Genomic DNA, 19,703 nt, shown 5'->3' with positions numbered 1-19,703 from the left:
TATTCTGGTGAGAGTATGAAAGTAAATCGTTTATTAATTTTTATAGCATTTTTATTATTTTTAGGTTTAAATGTCTCAATGTCTAATGGATATATAATACTAATTCATAATGGAACAATGAATATAACAAACAGTAGTGGTTATACAAATAACTATAATAAAAACATTATTGCATATAAAGTTAATGATACTATAACATTTACAGCCTTAGCTCCAGATTCTGTTACAGAGGATATATTAAATAATGGATTAGTAAAATGGGATTTTGGAGATTTAACAGAAACTGATTACAACAATAGTAACAATATTGTCACACATAAGTATAGTTTTCCATTTCCATATCCAGTTGCATGGTGTGGATATTTAAACAATACTGGTTATTCTAAGGCTTTAACTTACAATTGGCTCGTTGTTGGAGATGTAAGAAATACTAAGTATATTTTTAATGGTAGTTCATCAAACTCAAAACAACAGTGGAATGTAATTTACAACAGTTCAAACAATACTGTTATAATAAAATATTACTCAGAAACTCCTAAAAATTATGAATTTTATGGTTTAAGTGTGGATCTTACCCCAGTTACTGTAAATGTTAGTAGGGATGAAATTGTTGCAGGAGATAGTGTTAAATTCAACTACTCTATAAGTAGAAATATTATATTTATTATGTGGAGTTTTGGAGATGGAACATTTTCCTTTGAAAAATCTCCTACACATACTTATACAAAACCTGGAATTTACTATCCAAGAGTTTTATTAGTAGATGACTATAGAAGGGTTTTAGTTGGGTATTTAGATGAAGGAATTAAAGTAAATAAGCCAAGAGGTGGATATATATACTGGGTTATGGGTCCTAGTCATTATAATGGAGAGGCATATACTTATGTATATAATAGTTCAGGAGATGATAATGACAATAGAGGTAATGCATATACTGACCCATATAAATTGACATATAAAGAAAATGATACTATAAGATTTGAAATGTCAGGGGCGTGGGGGTATTACTGGAAATGGGACTTTGGAGATGGTACAGAAACTGACTATACATATAAATATTTATTTACACCCTCATATCATGTATACAAATTCCCATTTATGTGGCCATTCTTCTGGATGAGTTATGGTGCAGGTAGTTGGTGGAAATCAGATACATTAAACTTCATAGTAGTTGGTGATGTAGGAAATACAAGATATAATTTTTACCCATCATCAACATATAACCCCTCAACATATTCATATACTTATAATACATCTGCACATATAGTTAATCTATACTACTATTCTGATAATCCTACCCCTAAACAAAATATGAAAATAAAAGATGGATACTATATTGATATAACTGCTACAGCTAATCCAGTAGAAGTTGGAGTAAATCAAAATGTTCAATTTCACTGCAATCCAGTATTTAAACCAATATTTATTATGTGGAGTTTTGGAGATGGGACTATTTCGTTTAAAACATCACCTACTCATAGATATAGTAAATCAGGAATTTACTATCCTCATGTATTTATTGTTGATGAATATGGAAACATTGAAGTAGGAATTCCTCCACCAATTGGTGTTGGTGGCTATTCTTCATACCCACAAATTTATGTTTCTCCTACAATTGCTCCTACGAATTATCCAATAAATATTACTATAGTTGAACCTGCATATTATACAAGATTTTGGCATGTAGTATATTTTAGAGATGGAAACTATCAATGGATACTACCTCACTATTCTCCGTATACATTTACTCATACCTATACATCAGAAGGTGTATATCATATAGATATGAAAGTGCGTAGTGTTGAAAACGGAAAAACTGTATATATTATTGATGATAGAGATCCTATAGCTAGATTATACGTCTATCCAAATCCTGCAAGTTATAATACAACTGTATTTTTTAACTCAATAAATAGTTATGATCCAGATGCAAATAGAAATATTCCTGAGTATGATTATAATGGAAACAAAATAAGTGAATATACTATACCACCAAATTCTCCCATGGCAAAAATATATGGATTTAATTTAACAGTATATAACTCATCTGGAAATGTAGTGTGGAATTATACATCAAATGAATTAAAAATAGTATCTCACAAATTTAATGAAACTGGAAACTACACAGCAGTATTAACAGTTTGGGACGGAATGGGCAAGACAGATTCAGTAAGTGTTAAATTTAGCATTATAAATAAACCTCCAGTATCTGAATTTACTTACTATCCAAATCTCCCTAAGGTTAATCAAACTATAACTTTTGATGCATCATTATCTTACGACCCAGAAGGAAAAATAGTAAAATATGTTTGGAATTTTGGAGATGGAAATATCAATGAAACAAATTCTTCAAAAATTACTCATATCTATACTAACCCAGGAACATACAATGTAACACTTACAGTTTATGATAATCTAAATTCATCAAGTTCTATTACAAAACCTGTAAATGTATTTTACATTAAAGCTAACTTTACATGGATTCCTAATATTATTCATATTAATCAAACAATATACTTCATAGATAACTCTACATCTACTCCAGGTAATATAGTTAAATGGTATTGGGATTTTGGAGATGGAACTACATCAAATAAACAGAATCCAATACATAAATATATAAAGGGAGGAATCTATGAAGTAACACTAACTGTTACTAATAGTTATGGAGTAAAGGATACAATATCAAAAAGAATATTTGTAATAGGTAACGGGCATTATCCTCCTGTTGCAAGATTTACTTTTACAGTAAATGGCTTAAATGTAACCTTTGATGCCTCTTCATCCTATGATATTGATGGAGTCATTGTAAAATATATTTGGGACTTTGGAGATGGCGATACTAATACTACTACCAATCCTATAATTACCCACATCTATAACAAATCTGGAGTATATACTGTTAAATTAACCGTAGTTGATGATGAAAATCTTAATGGCTCTACAGTTAGAATAATTTCAGTAAATAAAGGAACTGGAAAGAGCATTCCAATACCCCTACCAATTGAAATAATTATCTTTATAACAACCTTACTTAGTATAAACTACATAATGAGGAGATTAAAATGAAAAAAATAATATCTAATAGAGGGCAAATATCCTTAGAGTTTGCTTTACTACTTGCCGCAATTGTAGCGGCAGTATCTATTGCAGGATTCTATTATTTAAAATCTATATCACAATCTTCAACAACTGCTAAAACTACAAGTGTAAAATCGACAATTGGAGCAAGTAATAAAGTTTTAAGTCAGGTAGATAAAGTTAAAGAGGTTTCAACAAATGGAAAATAAAAAATATTTAATTAATTTTTTGATTTTGTTTCCTTTAATATATTTCTTTATAAAACCTTTTGAATATGAGATATCTAAAATTTTAGCATATATTATTGGAAATCTACTAAAAACGCAATATTTTGATAATGTTATTATATACAACGGAGATGCTTATACTATAATATCTGCCTGCACTTGCTCTTTGGAGATGTCTTTATTTTTAGGTTATGTTCTTGCTACTCCAAAAGTATCCATCAAATATAAATTTCTATATTCAATTTTTGGAATTTTTGTTATAAATATTGCAAATATATTGAGGATAATCCTTATTTTAAAAAATTCATATATTTCAGATTATAATTTTGTGCATAATATATTGAGTTTTATAATCTTCCCAGTGGCGTTACTTTTAAATTTTATATGGGTTAAAATATTATTAAAAATTGGAATAGTAAAATAAATATTAAAGGAGATTGTTATGATAAAAAAAATTAAATCAAATAAAGGTTATATATTTACTTTTGAGGCAGTTATAGTTGCATTTATCTTTTTAAGTATTTTTTATTTAGGATATAGTATATATAGCCATAATTTATTAACAGGTATTGAAGAAAAGAGAGATACAGAACAATTTCACAAAGCATTGTTATTAAAAGATTTATTTCTAAAAAAATATGAATTTCCAGGAAATTATAAAGAGGATTATATTCAAAATTTTACAGACATATTAAACTTGAATGAAAAAACATTTGACCCTATTAATAATTTTACAAATGATTCAGGAAAATTTTGTTTTGTAATTTATCCAAATGAATTTGATGACATGTTGGACAATAGTAATATTTCCCTAAATAAAATAACATTTACTTTTAATGGATATAATTTCACAGTATATTCAAATGTATTTTCTAACATATCTTTAATATCCTTACCAAATATTTCAAATGCAAATACAATAATATACTTTAAAGAAAATGCCTATATTCCAAAAATTACTGGAATTACTAAAAATAAAAGCGAAGTAAATTTATATGGATGTAATGGAGATCATATCTATTTCAGAATATGTGATGGAAATGTAATAAGTGCTTCTGCAAGAGTTATTACAGATAATAGAAATATATTTAGTTCATGGAGTGATTGGAGATATGCCGCTCCTATATTAGTAATAAATAGATTAAATATACCATTAAATGATTATGATATAAAAGTAATATTTGACTCTCGAAGTTATATTAATGATGGATTGATGAAACCTGACTGTGGTGATATAAGATTTATAGATAGTAATGGAAACGAGTTAAATTACTGGATTGAACCAAATACAATTAATACTCAAAGAACAGTTGTCTGGGTAAAAGTAAATTTAGCTCCAAATGAGCATAAATTAATTTATATGCTCTATGGAAATCCAAATGCAAAATCAAAGAGTAATGGAGAAAATACATTTGTATTCTTTGACAATTTCTCTGAAGAGAACTTAAATAAATGGATTTATAATTTTAGAAATCCCCTATTTATAAATGATACTTACCCTAATGGGATAAACTTTACATATTTAAGCTTGGATTATAACTATTATAATGTGAATAATCTTACTAACGATAATGAGATATATATAACTACAGGTAATTATGATAGTCACACCGCAGTAAGGTTTAGAGCGAATTTTCATAAAAGATATGAAGAATGGGGAGGATATTACCATGGATATACAATATATGATAGACAAATGGTCTCAAACTATCATTGGGGAGGAGAGTTTTTAAGATTTGAATCATCTACAACTGATGAAAATCATATAGAATATAGAATACTACCAGATAATCTATACAATAATTGGAACACCTACGAAATACAAAGAAATGAAAATAACAATGTAAATCTGTTAATTAACGATAATGAATTTTGGAGTTTGTCTAATTATGTATATAATGGTAATTTACCAGTTTCATTCTATGCAAGGGAATATGATACTTCACAGGGAGGAGGATATAATCCACCTGATTCTGAAAAAAATGGAAATATAAGTATTGACTGGGTGTTTGTTAGAAAATATTATGAACCTGAGCCAGATGTTAGATGGCTTGCATCTGAGGTTATTTTTACAGTGAATGGATATGTATATAGAAAGCCACTTCTTACAGTATTACAACCTATTGATATTACACCAAATATAAAATCTGGAATAAATAAAATTGAAATATTAAGTAGTCCTTTACCAGTAGAGTTTAAAATAGAAACTGATGATAATACAGACTTTTACTATTTAACATTATCTCCAAGAAATATTACCATAATGGTGAATCCAAATGATTAACAGTATAGATTTAGCTATTGGAACAACTATCTTAATTATAGGAATGGCTTATTGGACCATATCTATTACAGACCATAACAACAACTATGTTGATATGGTTAAAGCAGATTATATATTTGATAGAGGGATTAAAACGATGGAACATCTTTCAGAAGATGGAACTCTGCAAAATGCAGTTTTACTATATTATTTTAACAAAACTAACGAATCTAAAAAACTTTTAGAAGAAAAGATTCCTCTGAAAAACTATCAGTTATATATTGATGGACATCTTCTGATTAACCATACTGATGGAACCTACAACAAAAATAACAGCATATATGTTTTAGCAGTTTTAACATTAAATAGGAGTGAGGGATGGTATGTAATATATGGAAGTGATGATTTTATTAATATTTCAAATGAAAGATTCCTCGATTACGATGAGGCATATAACTTTCAAAGATATGTAAATTACCCAATACATATGCCAGTTTATTTATCAAGAAATATAAATTCATCAAGAGTTGAACTATATTTATTTGAAAACTAAAAGGTTTGCGACAGTTTCTTAATTTCTGTAGATACCATAACATATAGATACTTATGGTAGCGTAATTATTATATCGTAATTCTTATAAATAATGTATTATTATTGAATAAACAAAAGAACTATTTAGTGAATGAAGATGACAGAAATTATTAAATTATCTAAAACAGTGGTATTGAAAAGCAAACCATTAACGAGAACAAAAATAAAAATCATAGAGAATACTATAGAGGTTTATAAAGAAATTTTATCAATTGCCTTAGAATTTGGATTAAAGAATAAATTAAAAGGACATATAAAGATTAGGAAGGGAATATATGAAGAAATAAAAAACAAATATCCGAAGATGCCGACTCATTATATTTACACTGCCTCACAAGATGCATCCACGAGGATAAAAAGTTTTATATCCATGAAAAAGAGGAGAAAAGCATATACGGAAACACCAGAAGTTAGGAATGTCTCTTTATGGTTAGATGATATTTTATTCAACTACAAAGATTTTAAAACTAATATAGAAAAACTATATTCAATAGATAAAGAAGGAAAGAAAACAATGCATTTAAGAGCATCTACACCGAATGGTAGAATAGTTATTCCTCTAAAACCACATATAACTAACAAAATATCTAAAGAACTTAAAGAAAAAGATGCAGTTTTAATTATTGAGGATTTGTCCTCTTATTTTAACCAAAATATTGTTAAAAACTCATTTAAAAAGCTAAAACATAAACTACACAACATCTCGGCTAAAAAATTTTTAGAAATCCTCAAAAATAAGTGCTTAGAATTCGGTGTTAAAGTTGTTGAGGTAAATCCTTCCTACACCTCTATATTATGCCCAAACTGTGGAAATAGATTATCTCAACTATATAAATTAGCCGATGAGAGGGCTCTGCCTTTGAGGTCATCATAACTTTGATAAAAAGGTTTATGGGGCTGTTTCCGTTCAGCCCGAAGTCCAATGAACCTACAGCAGAGGGAATGGTATTCCCTATGAATCTGTGGGCTGAGGACAACCCATTTCCATAACTTAGCTTATATTGCTAAGTTGTTAAATGCTATTATATGCTATAAAAATGGGAAACGGGATTATTATGTATCTCTCACAAAATGCCATGATATTGGTTATGTTAATGTTTGTAATTTCAACGGTATATTATGCTACTATCGATTATAAGACAAAATCTATTGAAGATGAAATAAAAATAAAAAAGTTTAGTTTATATGAAAAGAACTTAAAAAATACTATCGAGAGAAATATCGATAAAATTGTTGAAGATGCCTTTGTAAATACAAGTTATAAAATAATGAAGGAACGAAGATTCTTTGATACATCTAATGAGGCGGTTAATTATATAGACAGTTTAATAAAAAATGAGACTAATAAAACTTTAGGTTGCTTAAAAGGAACTGAAAATATAACTTATAATGTTTCTTTTGTAAATATTACTCCAACTGGAAATCCTAAAATAGTTCATCTATCATTAACTGTAACTATTAACTATAAAAAGAAGTTAAATAATGGAGAGGTCGTTGGAGTTAAGCAACTACCAATAGATAGAGATATAAAACTATCAAGGATTCCTGACCCTTATGTGTATTTAAATAAATTTTACTACAATTGGAGTTATTATAAAATAATAACTGTAAATAACTTTCCAAATGATGATGAAAATCATACATTTTGTATAATATTAAATAACACTAACTTTAATTATAACCATATGTATAACCCATTTTCGCCAAGAGAAATTAGAATCGTAGGAAAAAATAATGATCTATTACCATATTGGGTACAAATTTGGAGAGGGCCTAATGACATCTCAATTATTTGGGTGAGATGTAATAAAAGCCAATTAATAAACAACAACCAAATTTATTTACTATACAATTCAACAACAACCGTTGATAGGCAAAATCCAGATGATACATTTATACTATTTGATGACTTTAATTATATGGATTATGATAAATGGAATGTTAGTGGTGGATGGGATATAAATAATGGTATTTTAACAGTTCAAGGTATTGGTTCAAGTGTATGGACTAAAAATATCTATGGAACAGGATATGAATTAATGTTTAGAGGTAATTTTACGCCAGTTCATGCCCAAGCTGTTGGATTTTTTGAGTCATTATCTGATTATATTGGAGTAGGTTGGGATTGTTATAATTGGAGTACCAATTGGTTATATATGAGAGTAGGTAGTAATAGAGGAGATTATGTTCCAAATGGTAATACATATTTAAATGGGTTTTATATTTATGATTTAAAAAGAATCTCAAATAGAGATTTACAATTTTCAATCCTTGATGATACTTTAAATATATTGTATCAGAGAGCATTTACTAATGGAAATAATGGTAATAATTATCCGATTTCAATAAATACTTTAGTAAATAGTAATGCAAAAGTATCAATTGATTGGATTTTCCTAAAAGATGTAAATGATATCACAACAACTGTTAGTAATGAAGAATATACAAATCCTGACTATAAAGAAGAAAAGCCAAAAACATTTACCGGAACTATCTACTATGGTGAAGATGGAGAATACATATTCGTTTATAATGGCTCTTATTCTATTATTGGCTTATATACAAATAAAAGAGATAGTTGGGGTAATGTAGGATATAAACCACTTATAGAAGAGAACTGAATTCACTTTTTATAAGTTTAGTGGCTTTTACCATATTTTTTAATTTATTAAATGCAACATCTATTGGTAATAGCCTCATCCCACAATCTGGATCTATTAAAATATTCTCAAATAAATTTTTATTCAAATTTTCATTGTTTTTTAATATCTCTAAACCTTCCTCTATTAGACTTTTTATTTCATCTACACTTTCAACACTTTTAACCTTAGTATTTACACAACCAAAGCCAACTTTCTTTTTTATACTTTCCAATATATCCAAATTTTTTCTATTTGAAGCAAATTCGTGGTCTAAAATATCTACATTAAATTTATTCAACTCCTCTATAATGTTATAAACATTTCCACAAACATGCATGGCAAATTTTATATTTAAATCCTTAACAATTATATCTATTGCCTTCCGTGCTATATCAAAATCATATAAACCTGTTGATAATATTGGCTCATCAATCTGAATTATTGAAACATATTTTTTTAATTCTTCAACTTCTTTTCTTAAAGCTTTGGCAATATCGTAAATTAAATTTTCATCTCTATTGTCAGTATAATAATTTTCAACTCTAACAGATGAAGATATTGTGCAAGGCCCAGTTATAATTCCTTTAACTTCTACCTTTGGATTTAATTTCTTAGCAATATTTTTAGCGTATAAAACATCTTTTACAGTAATTGGCTCAATAAATTCAATCTTACCAATAACTCTTTTTCCGTCAAATCCATACATTTTATTTGTAAAAATTTCTATCATGTCGCCCCTAACTTGCCCCTCACTTATAATATCTATTCCTGCATTAACCTGATCTATAACTGCCTTTTCAATAGCGTATTTATATTCATCGTACAATCCAAAAACTTTTTTTACTTTATCAAAAAATGTCTCTTCTTTTTTAACAACTGGATAACTACCAACAACTGTTGTTATCATTCTTTCACCCAAAAAATAATAACATTATTAGTATTAATAAGGTTATAGATTTTCAATAGTTGTGAAAAAATATGAAAATATTTGCACATCCATAAGTATTTATACCCCTTTTGACAAAGGAATGTTTGAGCGAAATGCGATGAAAGTTTGAAATAAATACTTTGTTGAAGTTTGGTGAATTAAATGTTTAATAATAAAGGTAGAAAAAATTTTAGAAATAATAGAAATAATGAAGTTAGAAAAAATATTCCTGTCAAAGAAGGAGAAACCTACACGGTTACAATTGAAGATATGGGTAAAGGTGGAGACGGTATCGCAAGAGTTGAAGGATTTGTTGTATTTGTTCCTGAAACCCAAAAAGGAGATACTGTTAAAATAAAAGTTACATCAGTAAAGAGTAAGTTTGCATTTGCAGAAAAAATTTAAAATTTCAAAAAATTTTTAATTAAATTTCTACTCTTTTACTACTATTTTCTTTAAAATAAATTAATAAATCAAGTATGATTTTTTTGTTTGTATTATATAAAAATTTATTTAAAGTTTTAAATCTTTTAATTTTAAGTAATACCAATGTTTTTATGCGTAAGATTTAAATAAGATTATTATTAAATCCCCTCATTATAATAATATATCATCATTTGGTGATGTAGATGATGAAAAAGTTTGTGGCATTATTTGCTATATTAATACTATCTCTATCATTATCTATATCATTCTGTGGATGCTCTGAAAAAACATCACAAGAAACTGCCCAAAACACAACAATAAAAATAATAGACATGCTTGGGAGAGAAGTTGAGGTTCCAAAAGATGTAAATAGAATAGTATGTATAGGGCCAGGATGTTTAAGGTTGATAGTTTATTTAAATGCAACAGATAAAGTTGTTGGTGTAGAGGATGCAGAGAAAAAATGGAGGATATACGGAAGACCTTATAGAATAGCACATCCAGAATTAGCAAAACTTCCAACTATTGGACAGGGAGGCCCTAATCCAAAACCAAACCCAGAGGAAATTATAAAGGTTAAGCCAGATGTAATATTCGCATGCTATATAACAAAAGAACAGGCAGATGATTTGCAGAAAAAAACAGGAATTCCAGTAGTTGTTTTAAGTTATGGAAAATTGGCTACATTCAACAATGAAGATATATTTAAATCATTAAGAATAGCAGGGAAGATTTTAGATAAAGAAGAAAGAGCTGAAGAAGTTATTAAATTTATAAAAGATTGTGAAAATGATTTAAAAAATAGGACAAAAGAAATTCCAGATGACAAAAAACCAACTGTCTATGTTGGTGGAATTGGATTTAAAGGAATGCATGGAATTGATAGTACTCAATGCAAATACCCACCATTTGAGGCTGTTAATGCAAAGAATGTTGCTGATGAGTTAAATAAAGAGGGGCATGTATTTGTTAATAAAGAACAAATTTTAAAATGGAATCCTGACTATATATTTATTGACGAAGGGGGCTTAAAGTTAGTTATTGAAGATTATAAGAAGAATCCAGAGTTTTACAACTCATTAAAGGCATTTAAAAATGGAAATGTTTATGGATTGTTGCCTTATAATTATTACACAACAAACATTGGAACAGCCCTTGCAGATGCATATTACATTGGAAAAGTTCTCTATCCAGAAAGATTTAAGGATATAGATCCAGAGAAAAAGGCAGATGAAATATACACTTTCTTAGTAGGAAAGCCAGTTTATAATGTAATGAAAGAAATATTAGGTGGATTTAAAAAATTGGAGTTTGAATAATTAACTATTTCTATTTTTATTTTTCTTTTAGGTGGTGATAGATATGTCTCTTTTAAAATGTCCTAATGAAAGTCCAGAAAAAATATTGAAACTTTTTGATGAAATTTATTCAAAAACGAGGATTTTTTATCTATTAAAAACTGCATTAGATTTGAATTTATTTGATTATTTGGAAGATTTTAAAAGTGTAGAGGAATTGGCTGAGATTTTAAAATGTGATTTAATTTTAATAGAATATATGTTAAAAATCTTAAATAATCTCGGTTTAATTGAAAATAAAGTTATAGATGGAAAGGTTTGTTATAAAAATACTGATATAACCAATATTTATCTAAAAAAGGAATCAAATTATAGTTTAGTTAATCCAATATCATACTACTTTGAAAATATCAAAAATTGGGAAAATTTAATTGATATTTTAAAAAATAAATATAATTTTTCCAAAACTGATAGTAATAACTTTTTTCCAGAAGTTGTTATAAGAATGGCTGATGAATGCAAATGCTGGGAATTACCAAAGGTTTTAAATTATATTTCAAAATATGAAGAGTTTAAAAATGCCAAAAAACTTCTTGATTTAGGTGGAGGGCATGGATTGTACGCAATTGGATTTAGTATGTTAAATAAAAATTTAAAATGCTATGTTTTTGATTTACCAAAGGTTGTTGAAGTAACAAAAAAATTCATTGAAAAGTATAATGCGAAGAATGTTTTTACAATTGCAGGAGATTTTTATAAAGATGACATTGGAAAGGACTATGATATAATCTTCACATCTTACAATCCAGGAGGAAAAAATCCCCATATAGCAAAAAAAGTTTATAATGCTCTAAATATAGGAGGATTGTTTATAAATAAGCAGTTTTTTCCAGAAGAGGAAGAGAGTATTGAGGATTATTTAAACAATATGGAATGGAACTTTTTCAAACCTGCAGGACTTGAAAAAGACAGGATAAGATTTACATTTAAGGGAGATTTGAATTTTGATGATTATTTGGAATACTTAAAGAATTTGGGCTTTAAAATTTTAGAAGTTATAAATATCCAAGAACTTTTAGGATTTGAGTGTTTTGGAAAAAGTAAGATGATTATTGCTAAAAAGGTAAAATAAAAATTATAATGTGATTAATATGGATATTCCACAAAAATATAGGCAATATACAAAGAAAAAGATATCTTTTGGGATTATATTATTAATAATTCTATTTTTAAGTGCAATTTATGCTTTATGTGTTGGGGATTATAGATTAACTGTTTATCAGGTTGTAGATGCTTTAATAGGTAATGGAACAAAGGATGTAAATTTAGTTATTTGGAACATAAGGTTACCAAGAATTTTTGCCGCAATAATTGCTGGAGCATCTTTATCTGTTGCTGGTGCAGTTATGCAGTGCATTTTAAGAAATCCGTTAGCAAGTCCATTTACAATGGGAATTTCACATGGAGCAATGTTTGGAGCGGCATTAGCAATATATTTACTTGGTTTTGGAGGAGCAGAAAGCTCTGGAAAGATATTTGTTAATAATCCATATTCAATAACAGTTTTTGCATTCTTAGGAGCTTTAATTGGGGTTGTTATAATATTATTACTTGCAAAGTTAAGGGGATTAACGCCTGAAGCAATGATTTTGGCAGGAGTGGCAATGAGTTCATTATTTACAGCTGGAACAACATTAATACAATACTTTGCAGATGAATTACAGTTAGCGGCAATGGTTTATTGGACTTTTGGTGATTTAGGCAGACCTCTATGGACAGAGATTTATATTATGGCTGCAATTATGATACCTTCTTTGATTTATTTCATCTATAAGAGATGGGACTATAACGCATTGGAAAGTGGAGAAGAAACGGCAAAATCATTAGGAGTTAATACAGAAAGAACAAGATTAATTGGGATGCTAATTGCCTCACTATTAACATCTGTAAATGTTGCATTTTTGGGAATAATAGGATTTGTTGGTTTAATCTGTCCACATATAGTAAGAATTTGCATTGGTGGGGATTATAGGTTTTTAATTCCAATCTCTGCTTTATTCGGAGCGGTTTTGTTGTTAATTGCAGATACAATTGCGAGGACAATAATTGCTCCAATTGTATTGCCAGTTGGAATATTAACTTCATTCCTTGGAGCTCCGATGTTTCTCTATTTGTTGCTGAGAATGTATAAGAAATAAAAATATGGTGATTTAATGATTCTCTCTATTGATGGAGTTGAATTTTCATATAAAAGTAGAAAAATCCTGAATAATATAAAATTTGAGGTTGAAAGGGGGGAAGTAGTTTCTATCTTAGGAGTTAATGGTGCTGGAAAATCAACACTCTTAAAATGTATAAATAAAATTTTAAAACCAAAAAGAGGGACAATATTAATTGACAATTTTGATATTAATAAATTAGATAACCATGAATTAGCAAAAAAAGTTGGTTATGTTCCTCAAAAGGCAGAAGGTAACTATATGACAGTATTTGATGCTGTTTTGTTAGGTAGGAAACCGCATATAAAATGGGAAATTACAGATAGAGATATAGAAATAACATATAAGGTTTTAAAACTTTTAAATTTAGAGGATTATGCCTTAAGATATACAAATGAACTAAGTGGTGGAGAGTTACAGAAAGTTATAATAGCACGGGCATTGGTGCAAGAGCCACAGATTCTTTTATTGGATGAGCCAACTAATAATTTAGATTTAAAAAATCAATTAGAGGTTATGAAGATTATAAGAGATATATCAAAATCCCAAAACATTGCATCAATTGTTGTTATGCATGATTTAAATCTTGCCTTGAGATATTCTGATAAATTTATTATGCTAAAAGATGGAAAGATTTTTGCTGAGGGAGATAGAAGTATAATAAATCCAGAGAATATTAAGGCTGTTTATGGCGTTAATGCATTTGTTGAAAATATAAGAGGAATTCCAGTAGTAATTCCAGTCGATGTTTAAAATAAAAATTGAGAGGGCTCCTTATGAAGTTAAAATTAAAAGTCCCTCAATGGCACTATTCACTAATAACTGATTATGAGAGATTGTCTATTTTTAAAAAAGCAATAGAAAAGGCAGTTGATTCAGATGATGTAGTTTTTGACTTGGGGACAGGTAGCGGAATACTGGCAATGATAGCGGCAAGAAGGGCTCGGAAGGTTTATGCTATTGAACTCGACCCCTTTACTTATGATTATGCAAGAGAGAATATATATGTTAATAAATTTGAAAATATAGATATTATTGAGGGAGATGCTATAACATACAACTTTAAAGAAAAGGCGGATGTAGTTATTGCAGAACTTTTAGACACTGCCTTAATCACTGAACCGCAGGTTAAGGTTATAAACTCAATTATTGAGAGAGATTTATTAAAAAAAGATGGGAGAATAATTCCTAATGGGGTTATCAATACTATACAACTTGTAGAGGCTAAAATGACTCACATTTATTATGATGAAGAAATTGAATCAGAAGAAGTTTCTAAAGAAGTTGTTTATGAGGAAGTAGATTTTTATAAAATAAATCCTATAAAAGTAAATTACACTTTAAAATTAAATTTAGAGAAAAACTGTAAAAATTTGGGAATAAAATTAAGAACCTATACTGTATTAGATACTGAAAATATAGGAGGACAGACACCAATGTTAAATCCTCCATTAGTAATTCCACTAAATAAAAATGCAAATAAAGGAATTATAAAAATAAATTTATCGTATAAAAGAGGAGGAGACTTAGAGAGTATAAAAGTAAGATTACTGTGATGTTTATGATATATGAAGTAGTAATTGCCACAAAAAAAGATGATAGAGATAATAAAGCCCCTATTGGAGTTTATTTTAAAGATAATAAAATTATTATGCATCTTTTTTATGGTTCTCATACATATTATAATCTTTTAACTGAGGATTATTTTTCAGTTAATGTTGTTCATCCTATTGAGTTAGTTAAGGCAGTTTTAGAAGATGAAGATGACTATTTATATTATAATAAAATCAAAAGTAAAATTCCTTATCTGAAAAATTCATACTATGTAATTTTTTGTAAAGTGATTGGTAGAAAGTTTATTGAAAAAAATGATATTTTTGGTAAAAGTAAGATGATGATAGTAGAGGGAGAGGAGATAGATAGAATTTATTTAAAGAATCTTCCAAAACCTTACAATAGGGCTGATGGTTTATTAGTAGAGATGGCTGTTATATACTCAAGATTAACAAATAAAAATGTAAAATTAAACGAGAAAGATAAAAAAGAATTTATAAGTGAGTTAAATAAATATTTTTCAATAATTAAAAAAGTTGGTAGTTTAGAACATAAAAAATTGGCTGAGGTAATGTTAAAAGAAATTTATAATTTAAAATAAAATTTGAGATTATTTTAAATCCATTAACTCCCAAATCTTTTTTAAGGTGAAAACATCTATTTGTCCAGGTGCTGAACTTTTACCCTTATAGGATGCAAAAGTGAGTATTGAACCAAAATAAACCCCTAATATTCTCGTTATCTTTCCTTTTTCTCCCATTCCAATACCTATAACTCTCCCAGAATATCTATTTATAACCTCTAAAATATTCAAAATTTCCTCTTTGTTATTTACCATTGTTGCAAACTTCGCTATATCTCCAATGCTTAAAGATTCCTCTACAATATTGATTAATCTATCTTTGGAGGGAGTTTTATCAAAATCGTGATATGAAACAATTATTTTCGTTTTTGAATTTATTTCATCTCTAAAATTTACAATTTCTTTATTTTTTTGCTCTCTCAATTCAATATCAACATATTTAGCATTGCATTCTATCGCTTTTTTTATCAGTTTTAATCTTTTTTCATTATCTTCTTTCCAGTATCCTCCCTCCCAGTCTGGTCTAACTGTTATTATGCAAGGATATTTAGCGAGTTTCTTTATATCTTCTTCATTAACATTTTCCATAAAATCTATTCTAAACTCCACTAAATCAGCAATTTTTAGATATTCCTCTGCTCTTTTTATAGCATCAGTTATATTGTTTTCAACAACTGGAAGGCATATCATAACTACCAACTCAATACATTACATTAATAAATTTAAATGATGAAAAAATAAATTTAACAAAAATTTAGTTATAAAAAGTTATTCTTCCTCAGGGTTCATAAATTTATAGAAGTCACCATACTCAATCTGGCTATCTTTACTCATTAACTTATCTATTGATTTCTTCATAATCATAGCATATAAATCAATTAAATCTCTATATTTAACTTCTGGTAATCCAGTATAAACAAATAAAACTTTTTTAAATCCTCCCTTTGTAGCGTTATCTACTAAGTATATAGATAAAGCCTCTACTAATGGCTCAACTGGTGGGTATCCTTTACCTAATGGCACTCTCTTCTTGTAAAATCTTTTTCCATATTTAAGTCCAATTATCTGTGAAAATCTAAAGTGCATTATATAGTCTGAGATTTTATCCATTCTTTTGAAAATTTTTAGCCACCAATTAACATCTGCCTTTTCACTTGCCTCATCTAAATCGTCTGTTTCATAAACATTCAATTCATTTAAGAATATATTTTCTAACTGTAATGATGGAATAATTTTTATATCCTCTTCTTTAGCCATTTTTACAAGTTCTTCGATTTCATCTAATGTTCCAAACTCTTCAATATTTGTCGCTGGTTCTGGAGAATATATCATATCACTATTAACTTCATTAAATTTTTTCAAAACTTCTAAGTGATAATTTAATGCGTCATCTACCCTTTTTCCTAAGTGATAGTTGTATATCTCAGCTCCACATAGGGTAGCTTTTTCTATAGCTGAAAGATGAGCCTTTAAACCTTTTTCAGATGCTAAATTATAATAAGGGCCGTGAGCCAATATCACTGTAAAGTATTCCTTACCTAAGTTTTTGTAGCTTTCATAATAACCACTTGGTAACCTTCTGGATAAAACTGCTGGAGGTATTTCTGTAATCCTCGTTCCTAATAATGCCGCCTGTTTTAATGTTGATAAAGCATTATAAGTCCCCCACTCAAATAGTATCATTCTTTCACCTTATTATCTTTTATTTTTATTCTATAATCATTATTTATATTGGGGATTAGCTATATATAAACTTTGTTAAAATTTAATCAAAATTTTGGTGATAGGTTATGATAATAAAAAAAATTAAAGAATTAACTAAAGAGGAGGAAGAAAAAATAATCAATAGGAATAAAGCAAACTTTGAAGAAATTTTACCAAAGGTTATGGAGATTTTAAAAGATGTTAGGGAGAAAGGGGATGAGGCTGTAAGATACTACACAAAAATGTTTGATGGTGTTGATATAGAAAATTTTAAAGTTAGTGAAGAAGAGATTGAAGAGGCATACAATTTACTAAATTATAAAGTTATTGAGGCAATTGAAAAAGCGAAGGAAAATATTTACTTTTTCCATAAAAAACAGATGGAGCATATAAAAGATTTAAAAGTTGAAAATAATGGAATAATATTAGGGCAGTTTGTTAGAGCAATAGAAAAAGTAGGTTGCTATGTTCCTGGAGGTAGGGCATTATATCCTTCAACAGTTTTAATGACTACAATCCCTGCAAAAGTTGCTGGATGTAAGGAAATATATATAACTTCACCTCCAACAAGAGAAGGAAAAGGTAATCCTGCTACATTGGTAGCTGGAGACATAGTTGGAGTTTCTGCTATATACAAAGTTGGAGGAGTGCAGGCAATAGGAGCATTGGCTTATGGAACAGAAACTATTCCAAAAGTTGATATTATCGTAGGACCAGGAAATATTTATGTAACTGTCGCTAAAAAAATGGTTTATGGTGATGTCGCAATAGATTTCTTAGCAGGACCCTCTGAAGTTTTAATAATTGCTGATGAAACAGCAAATCCTCAATATGTTGCCTTGGACTTTATTGCTCAGGCTGAACACGACCCTAATGCTTCCTGCATAATAGTAACTACATCAGAAGATAAAGCAAAAGAGTTTAAAGAGAGAATATTTAAGGAGATTGAAAGATCTAAAAGGAAGGATATTATTTTAAAAGCACTACAAAACTCGGCTATATTAATTGGAGATTTAGATGAATGTATAGAGTTCTCAAATAAATATGCTCCTGAACATCTTGAAATATTAACAAAAAACCCTGAGGAAATATTAGATAAAATAAATAATGCAGGTAGTGTATTCTTAGGAGAATATAGCCCAGTTCCAGTTGGAGACTATGCCTCAGGAACTAACCATGTTTTGCCAACATCAGGATTTGCAAGAATGTGTTCTGGGTTAAATGTAGAGACATTTTTAAAGAAAATAACCTATCAAAAACTAAATAAAGATAGTTTAAAAAATATTGCTGATACTGTTATTACATTGGCTGAAATTGAAGGATTATATGGGCATGCAGAAGCTGTTAAAAGAAGATTAAATAAATAAAAATATAAATTAAATAAATAGAATATTTGAATAAATTATAAAACCTAATAAATTTTAAAATTTTTAACTTAATTTTATTTTGGAAATAGTATGAATTAATGTGAGATTATGGAAATTGGAATAAGCATAGAGGCTGAAAATAAAGTAGGAGTTTTACACAAACTTACTGGAATTCTTTCTGAATTAGGGGGTAATATAACTTATACTCAACAATTTATTAAAGATGATGGCAAAATTGGATTTATTTATATGGAAGTTGAAGGAATTAAAAATATTGATGAATTAAAAAAAAGAATAGAAAATTGTGAGTATGTAAAAAACTTTGAAATTCACAGTTCTTTAAAAAAGATTTATGGAAAGAGAGTTATTATTATTGGTGGAGGTGCTCAAGTAGCAGAAGTTGCAAGAGGAGCAATAAGTGAGGCGGATAGACATAACATAAGAGGAGAAAGGATTAGCGTTGATACTTTACCCATTGTTGGTGAAGAAAATTTATATGAAGCTGTAAAGGCTGTTGCAACACTACCACGAGTAGGAATATTAGTTTTAGCAGGTTCTTTAATGGGTGGAAAAATTACTGAAGCAGTAAAAGAATTGAAAGAAAAAACAAATATTCCTGTAATTAGTTTAAAAATGTTTGGTTCTGTTCCAAAAGTAGCTGATTTAGTCGTTGGAGATCCTTTACAGGCTGGTGTATTGGCTGTTATGGCAATAGCTGAAACTGCTAAATTTGATATAAATAAGGTTAAGGGTAGAGTTTTATAATAACCGTTAGTTAATAATAAATAAAAAAGGCATGCAATAAGGTTAAAGGGAGAA

At 28.4% G+C, this 19,703-nt stretch carries 19 protein-coding genes; 16 read left to right on the top strand and 3 right to left on the bottom strand.

What is annotated here, in order from left to right; all coding sequences use genetic code 11:
- The first annotated feature begins 15 nt into the window (after positions 1-15).
- From KMP69_RS06190 to KMP69_RS06160, 7 genes are all read left to right on the top strand, one after another.
- A complete protein-coding gene (locus tag KMP69_RS06190; RefSeq protein ID WP_214399588.1) occupies positions 16-3,069 on the top strand; it encodes a PKD domain-containing protein in 3,054 nt (1,017 codons plus the stop codon).
- Positions 3,066-3,290 (top strand): class III signal peptide domain-containing protein, archaeosortase D/PIP-CTERM system-associated, encoded by a 225-nt coding sequence (locus KMP69_RS06185; protein ID WP_214399587.1) that lies wholly within the window; start codon positions 3,066-3,068, stop codon positions 3,288-3,290. The genes KMP69_RS06190 and KMP69_RS06185 overlap by 4 nt, the downstream gene beginning before the upstream one ends.
- 25 nt (positions 3,291-3,315) lie before the next feature.
- Positions 3,316-3,732 (top strand): archaeosortase D, encoded by a 417-nt coding sequence (gene artD, locus KMP69_RS06180; protein WP_250543587.1) that lies wholly within the window; start codon positions 3,316-3,318, stop codon positions 3,730-3,732.
- An 18-nt stretch (positions 3,733-3,750) separates the two neighbouring features.
- A complete protein-coding gene (locus tag KMP69_RS06175) occupies positions 3,751-5,592 on the top strand; it encodes a DUF2341 domain-containing protein (protein WP_214399585.1) in 1,842 nt (613 codons plus the stop codon).
- Positions 5,585-6,124 (top strand): hypothetical protein, encoded by a 540-nt coding sequence (locus KMP69_RS06170; protein WP_214399584.1) that lies wholly within the window; start codon positions 5,585-5,587, stop codon positions 6,122-6,124. Before KMP69_RS06175 ends, KMP69_RS06170 begins: the two co-directional genes overlap by 8 nt.
- A gap of 136 nt (positions 6,125-6,260) precedes the next feature.
- The gene (locus tag KMP69_RS06165; protein ID WP_250543586.1) at positions 6,261-7,037 is read left to right on the top strand and encodes an IS200/IS605 family accessory protein TnpB-related protein; all 777 of its coding nucleotides are present in this window, start codon (positions 6,261-6,263) and stop codon (positions 7,035-7,037) included.
- Between the two features lie 181 nt (positions 7,038-7,218).
- The gene (locus KMP69_RS06160) at positions 7,219-8,784 is read left to right on the top strand and encodes a DUF2341 domain-containing protein (RefSeq protein WP_214399583.1); all 1,566 of its coding nucleotides are present in this window, start codon (positions 7,219-7,221) and stop codon (positions 8,782-8,784) included.
- Here the strand turns inward: KMP69_RS06160 and KMP69_RS06155 are convergent.
- The gene (locus tag KMP69_RS06155) at positions 8,768-9,712 is read right to left on the bottom strand and encodes a methionine synthase (RefSeq protein WP_214399582.1); all 945 of its coding nucleotides are present in this window, start codon (positions 9,710-9,712) and stop codon (positions 8,768-8,770) included. The genes KMP69_RS06160 and KMP69_RS06155 overlap by 17 nt on opposite strands.
- 183 nt (positions 9,713-9,895) lie before the next feature.
- Between KMP69_RS06155 and KMP69_RS06150 the strand changes: the two genes are divergently transcribed.
- The 7 genes from KMP69_RS06150 to KMP69_RS06120 all read left to right on the top strand — a co-directional run bounded on the left by KMP69_RS06150 (position 9,896) and on the right by KMP69_RS06120 (position 15,831).
- On the top strand, positions 9,896-10,138 hold the full coding sequence (locus KMP69_RS06150) for a TRAM domain-containing protein (RefSeq protein WP_214399581.1): 243 nt from the start codon (positions 9,896-9,898) through the stop codon (positions 10,136-10,138).
- 224 nt (positions 10,139-10,362) lie between these two features.
- A complete protein-coding gene (locus tag KMP69_RS06145) occupies positions 10,363-11,478 on the top strand; it encodes an iron ABC transporter substrate-binding protein (RefSeq protein WP_214399580.1) in 1,116 nt (371 codons plus the stop codon).
- A gap of 43 nt (positions 11,479-11,521) precedes the next feature.
- Positions 11,522-12,589 carry a methyltransferase gene (locus KMP69_RS06140; RefSeq protein ID WP_214399579.1) on the top strand — a complete coding sequence of 356 codons (1,068 nt, stop codon included), beginning with the start codon at positions 11,522-11,524 and terminating at the stop codon, positions 12,587-12,589.
- 19 nt (positions 12,590-12,608) lie between these two features.
- The gene (locus tag KMP69_RS06135) at positions 12,609-13,655 is read left to right on the top strand and encodes a FecCD family ABC transporter permease (RefSeq protein WP_214399578.1); all 1,047 of its coding nucleotides are present in this window, start codon (positions 12,609-12,611) and stop codon (positions 13,653-13,655) included.
- A 15-nt stretch (positions 13,656-13,670) separates the two neighbouring features.
- Positions 13,671-14,429 (top strand): ABC transporter ATP-binding protein, encoded by a 759-nt coding sequence (locus KMP69_RS06130; RefSeq protein ID WP_214399577.1) that lies wholly within the window; start codon positions 13,671-13,673, stop codon positions 14,427-14,429.
- 23 nt (positions 14,430-14,452) lie between these two features.
- Complete coding sequence (locus KMP69_RS06125) at positions 14,453-15,232, top strand: 50S ribosomal protein L11 methyltransferase (protein WP_214399576.1); 780 nt, start codon at positions 14,453-14,455, stop codon at positions 15,230-15,232.
- 5 nt (positions 15,233-15,237) lie between these two features.
- The gene (locus KMP69_RS06120; protein WP_214399575.1) at positions 15,238-15,831 is read left to right on the top strand and encodes a DUF447 domain-containing protein; all 594 of its coding nucleotides are present in this window, start codon (positions 15,238-15,240) and stop codon (positions 15,829-15,831) included.
- Positions 15,832-15,840: 9 nt separating this feature from the next.
- On the opposite strand, the gene aroD is transcribed toward KMP69_RS06120, so the two are convergent.
- The gene (aroD, locus tag KMP69_RS06115) at positions 15,841-16,503 is read right to left on the bottom strand and encodes a type I 3-dehydroquinate dehydratase (protein ID WP_214399574.1); all 663 of its coding nucleotides are present in this window, start codon (positions 16,501-16,503) and stop codon (positions 15,841-15,843) included.
- A gap of 78 nt (positions 16,504-16,581) precedes the next feature.
- A complete protein-coding gene (locus tag KMP69_RS06110) occupies positions 16,582-17,496 on the bottom strand; it encodes an apurinic/apyrimidinic endonuclease family protein (RefSeq protein ID WP_214399573.1) in 915 nt (304 codons plus the stop codon).
- A 107-nt stretch (positions 17,497-17,603) separates the two neighbouring features.
- Between KMP69_RS06110 and hisD the strand changes: the two genes are divergently transcribed.
- Positions 17,604-18,884, top strand: a complete 1,281-nt coding sequence (gene hisD / locus KMP69_RS06105; protein ID WP_214399572.1) for a histidinol dehydrogenase — start codon at positions 17,604-17,606, stop codon at positions 18,882-18,884.
- 108 nt (positions 18,885-18,992) lie between these two features.
- Positions 18,993-19,649: a DUF5612 domain-containing protein gene (locus tag KMP69_RS06100; RefSeq protein ID WP_214399571.1), complete on the top strand. Its 657-nt coding sequence runs from the start codon at positions 18,993-18,995 to the stop codon at positions 19,647-19,649.
- The last annotated feature ends 54 nt before the right edge of the window (positions 19,650-19,703 follow it).

Source organism: Methanocaldococcus lauensis (assembly GCF_902827225.1).
Lineage (GTDB): Archaea > AGJL01 > Methanococci > Methanococcales > Methanocaldococcaceae > Methanocaldococcus > Methanocaldococcus lauensis.
Note: the sequence above shows the minus strand (reverse complement) of the source record. Positions and strands in the feature narration are given on the sequence as shown.

Excerpts from the sequence above, each read along its gene's own strand:
- KMP69_RS06190 (WP_214399588.1), top strand. The coding sequence starts at position 16 with ATGAAAGTAAATCGTTTATTAATTTTTATAGCATTTTTATTATTTTTA.
- KMP69_RS06185 (WP_214399587.1), top strand. The coding sequence starts at position 3,066 with ATGAAAAAAATAATATCTAATAGAGGGCAAATATCCTTAGAGTTTGCT.
- KMP69_RS06175 (WP_214399585.1), top strand. The coding sequence starts at position 3,751 with ATGATAAAAAAAATTAAATCAAATAAAGGTTATATATTTACTTTTGAG.
- KMP69_RS06170 (WP_214399584.1), top strand. The coding sequence starts at position 5,585 with ATGATTAACAGTATAGATTTAGCTATTGGAACAACTATCTTAATTATA.
- KMP69_RS06165 (WP_250543586.1), top strand. The coding sequence starts at position 6,261 with ATGACAGAAATTATTAAATTATCTAAAACAGTGGTATTGAAAAGCAAA.
- KMP69_RS06160 (WP_214399583.1), top strand. The coding sequence starts at position 7,219 with ATGTATCTCTCACAAAATGCCATGATATTGGTTATGTTAATGTTTGTA.
- KMP69_RS06155 (WP_214399582.1), bottom strand. The coding sequence starts at position 9,712 with ATGATAACAACAGTTGTTGGTAGTTATCCAGTTGTTAAAAAAGAAGAG.
- KMP69_RS06150 (WP_214399581.1), top strand. The coding sequence starts at position 9,896 with ATGTTTAATAATAAAGGTAGAAAAAATTTTAGAAATAATAGAAATAAT.
- KMP69_RS06145 (WP_214399580.1), top strand. The coding sequence starts at position 10,363 with ATGATGAAAAAGTTTGTGGCATTATTTGCTATATTAATACTATCTCTA.
- KMP69_RS06140 (WP_214399579.1), top strand. The coding sequence starts at position 11,522 with ATGTCTCTTTTAAAATGTCCTAATGAAAGTCCAGAAAAAATATTGAAA.
- KMP69_RS06135 (WP_214399578.1), top strand. The coding sequence starts at position 12,609 with ATGGATATTCCACAAAAATATAGGCAATATACAAAGAAAAAGATATCT.
- KMP69_RS06130 (WP_214399577.1), top strand. The coding sequence starts at position 13,671 with ATGATTCTCTCTATTGATGGAGTTGAATTTTCATATAAAAGTAGAAAA.
- KMP69_RS06125 (WP_214399576.1), top strand. The coding sequence starts at position 14,453 with ATGAAGTTAAAATTAAAAGTCCCTCAATGGCACTATTCACTAATAACT.
- KMP69_RS06120 (WP_214399575.1), top strand. The coding sequence starts at position 15,238 with ATGATATATGAAGTAGTAATTGCCACAAAAAAAGATGATAGAGATAAT.
- aroD (WP_214399574.1), bottom strand. The coding sequence starts at position 16,503 with ATGATATGCCTTCCAGTTGTTGAAAACAATATAACTGATGCTATAAAA.
- KMP69_RS06110 (WP_214399573.1), bottom strand. The coding sequence starts at position 17,496 with ATGATACTATTTGAGTGGGGGACTTATAATGCTTTATCAACATTAAAA.
- hisD (WP_214399572.1), top strand. The coding sequence starts at position 17,604 with ATGATAATAAAAAAAATTAAAGAATTAACTAAAGAGGAGGAAGAAAAA.
- KMP69_RS06100 (WP_214399571.1), top strand. The coding sequence starts at position 18,993 with ATGGAAATTGGAATAAGCATAGAGGCTGAAAATAAAGTAGGAGTTTTA.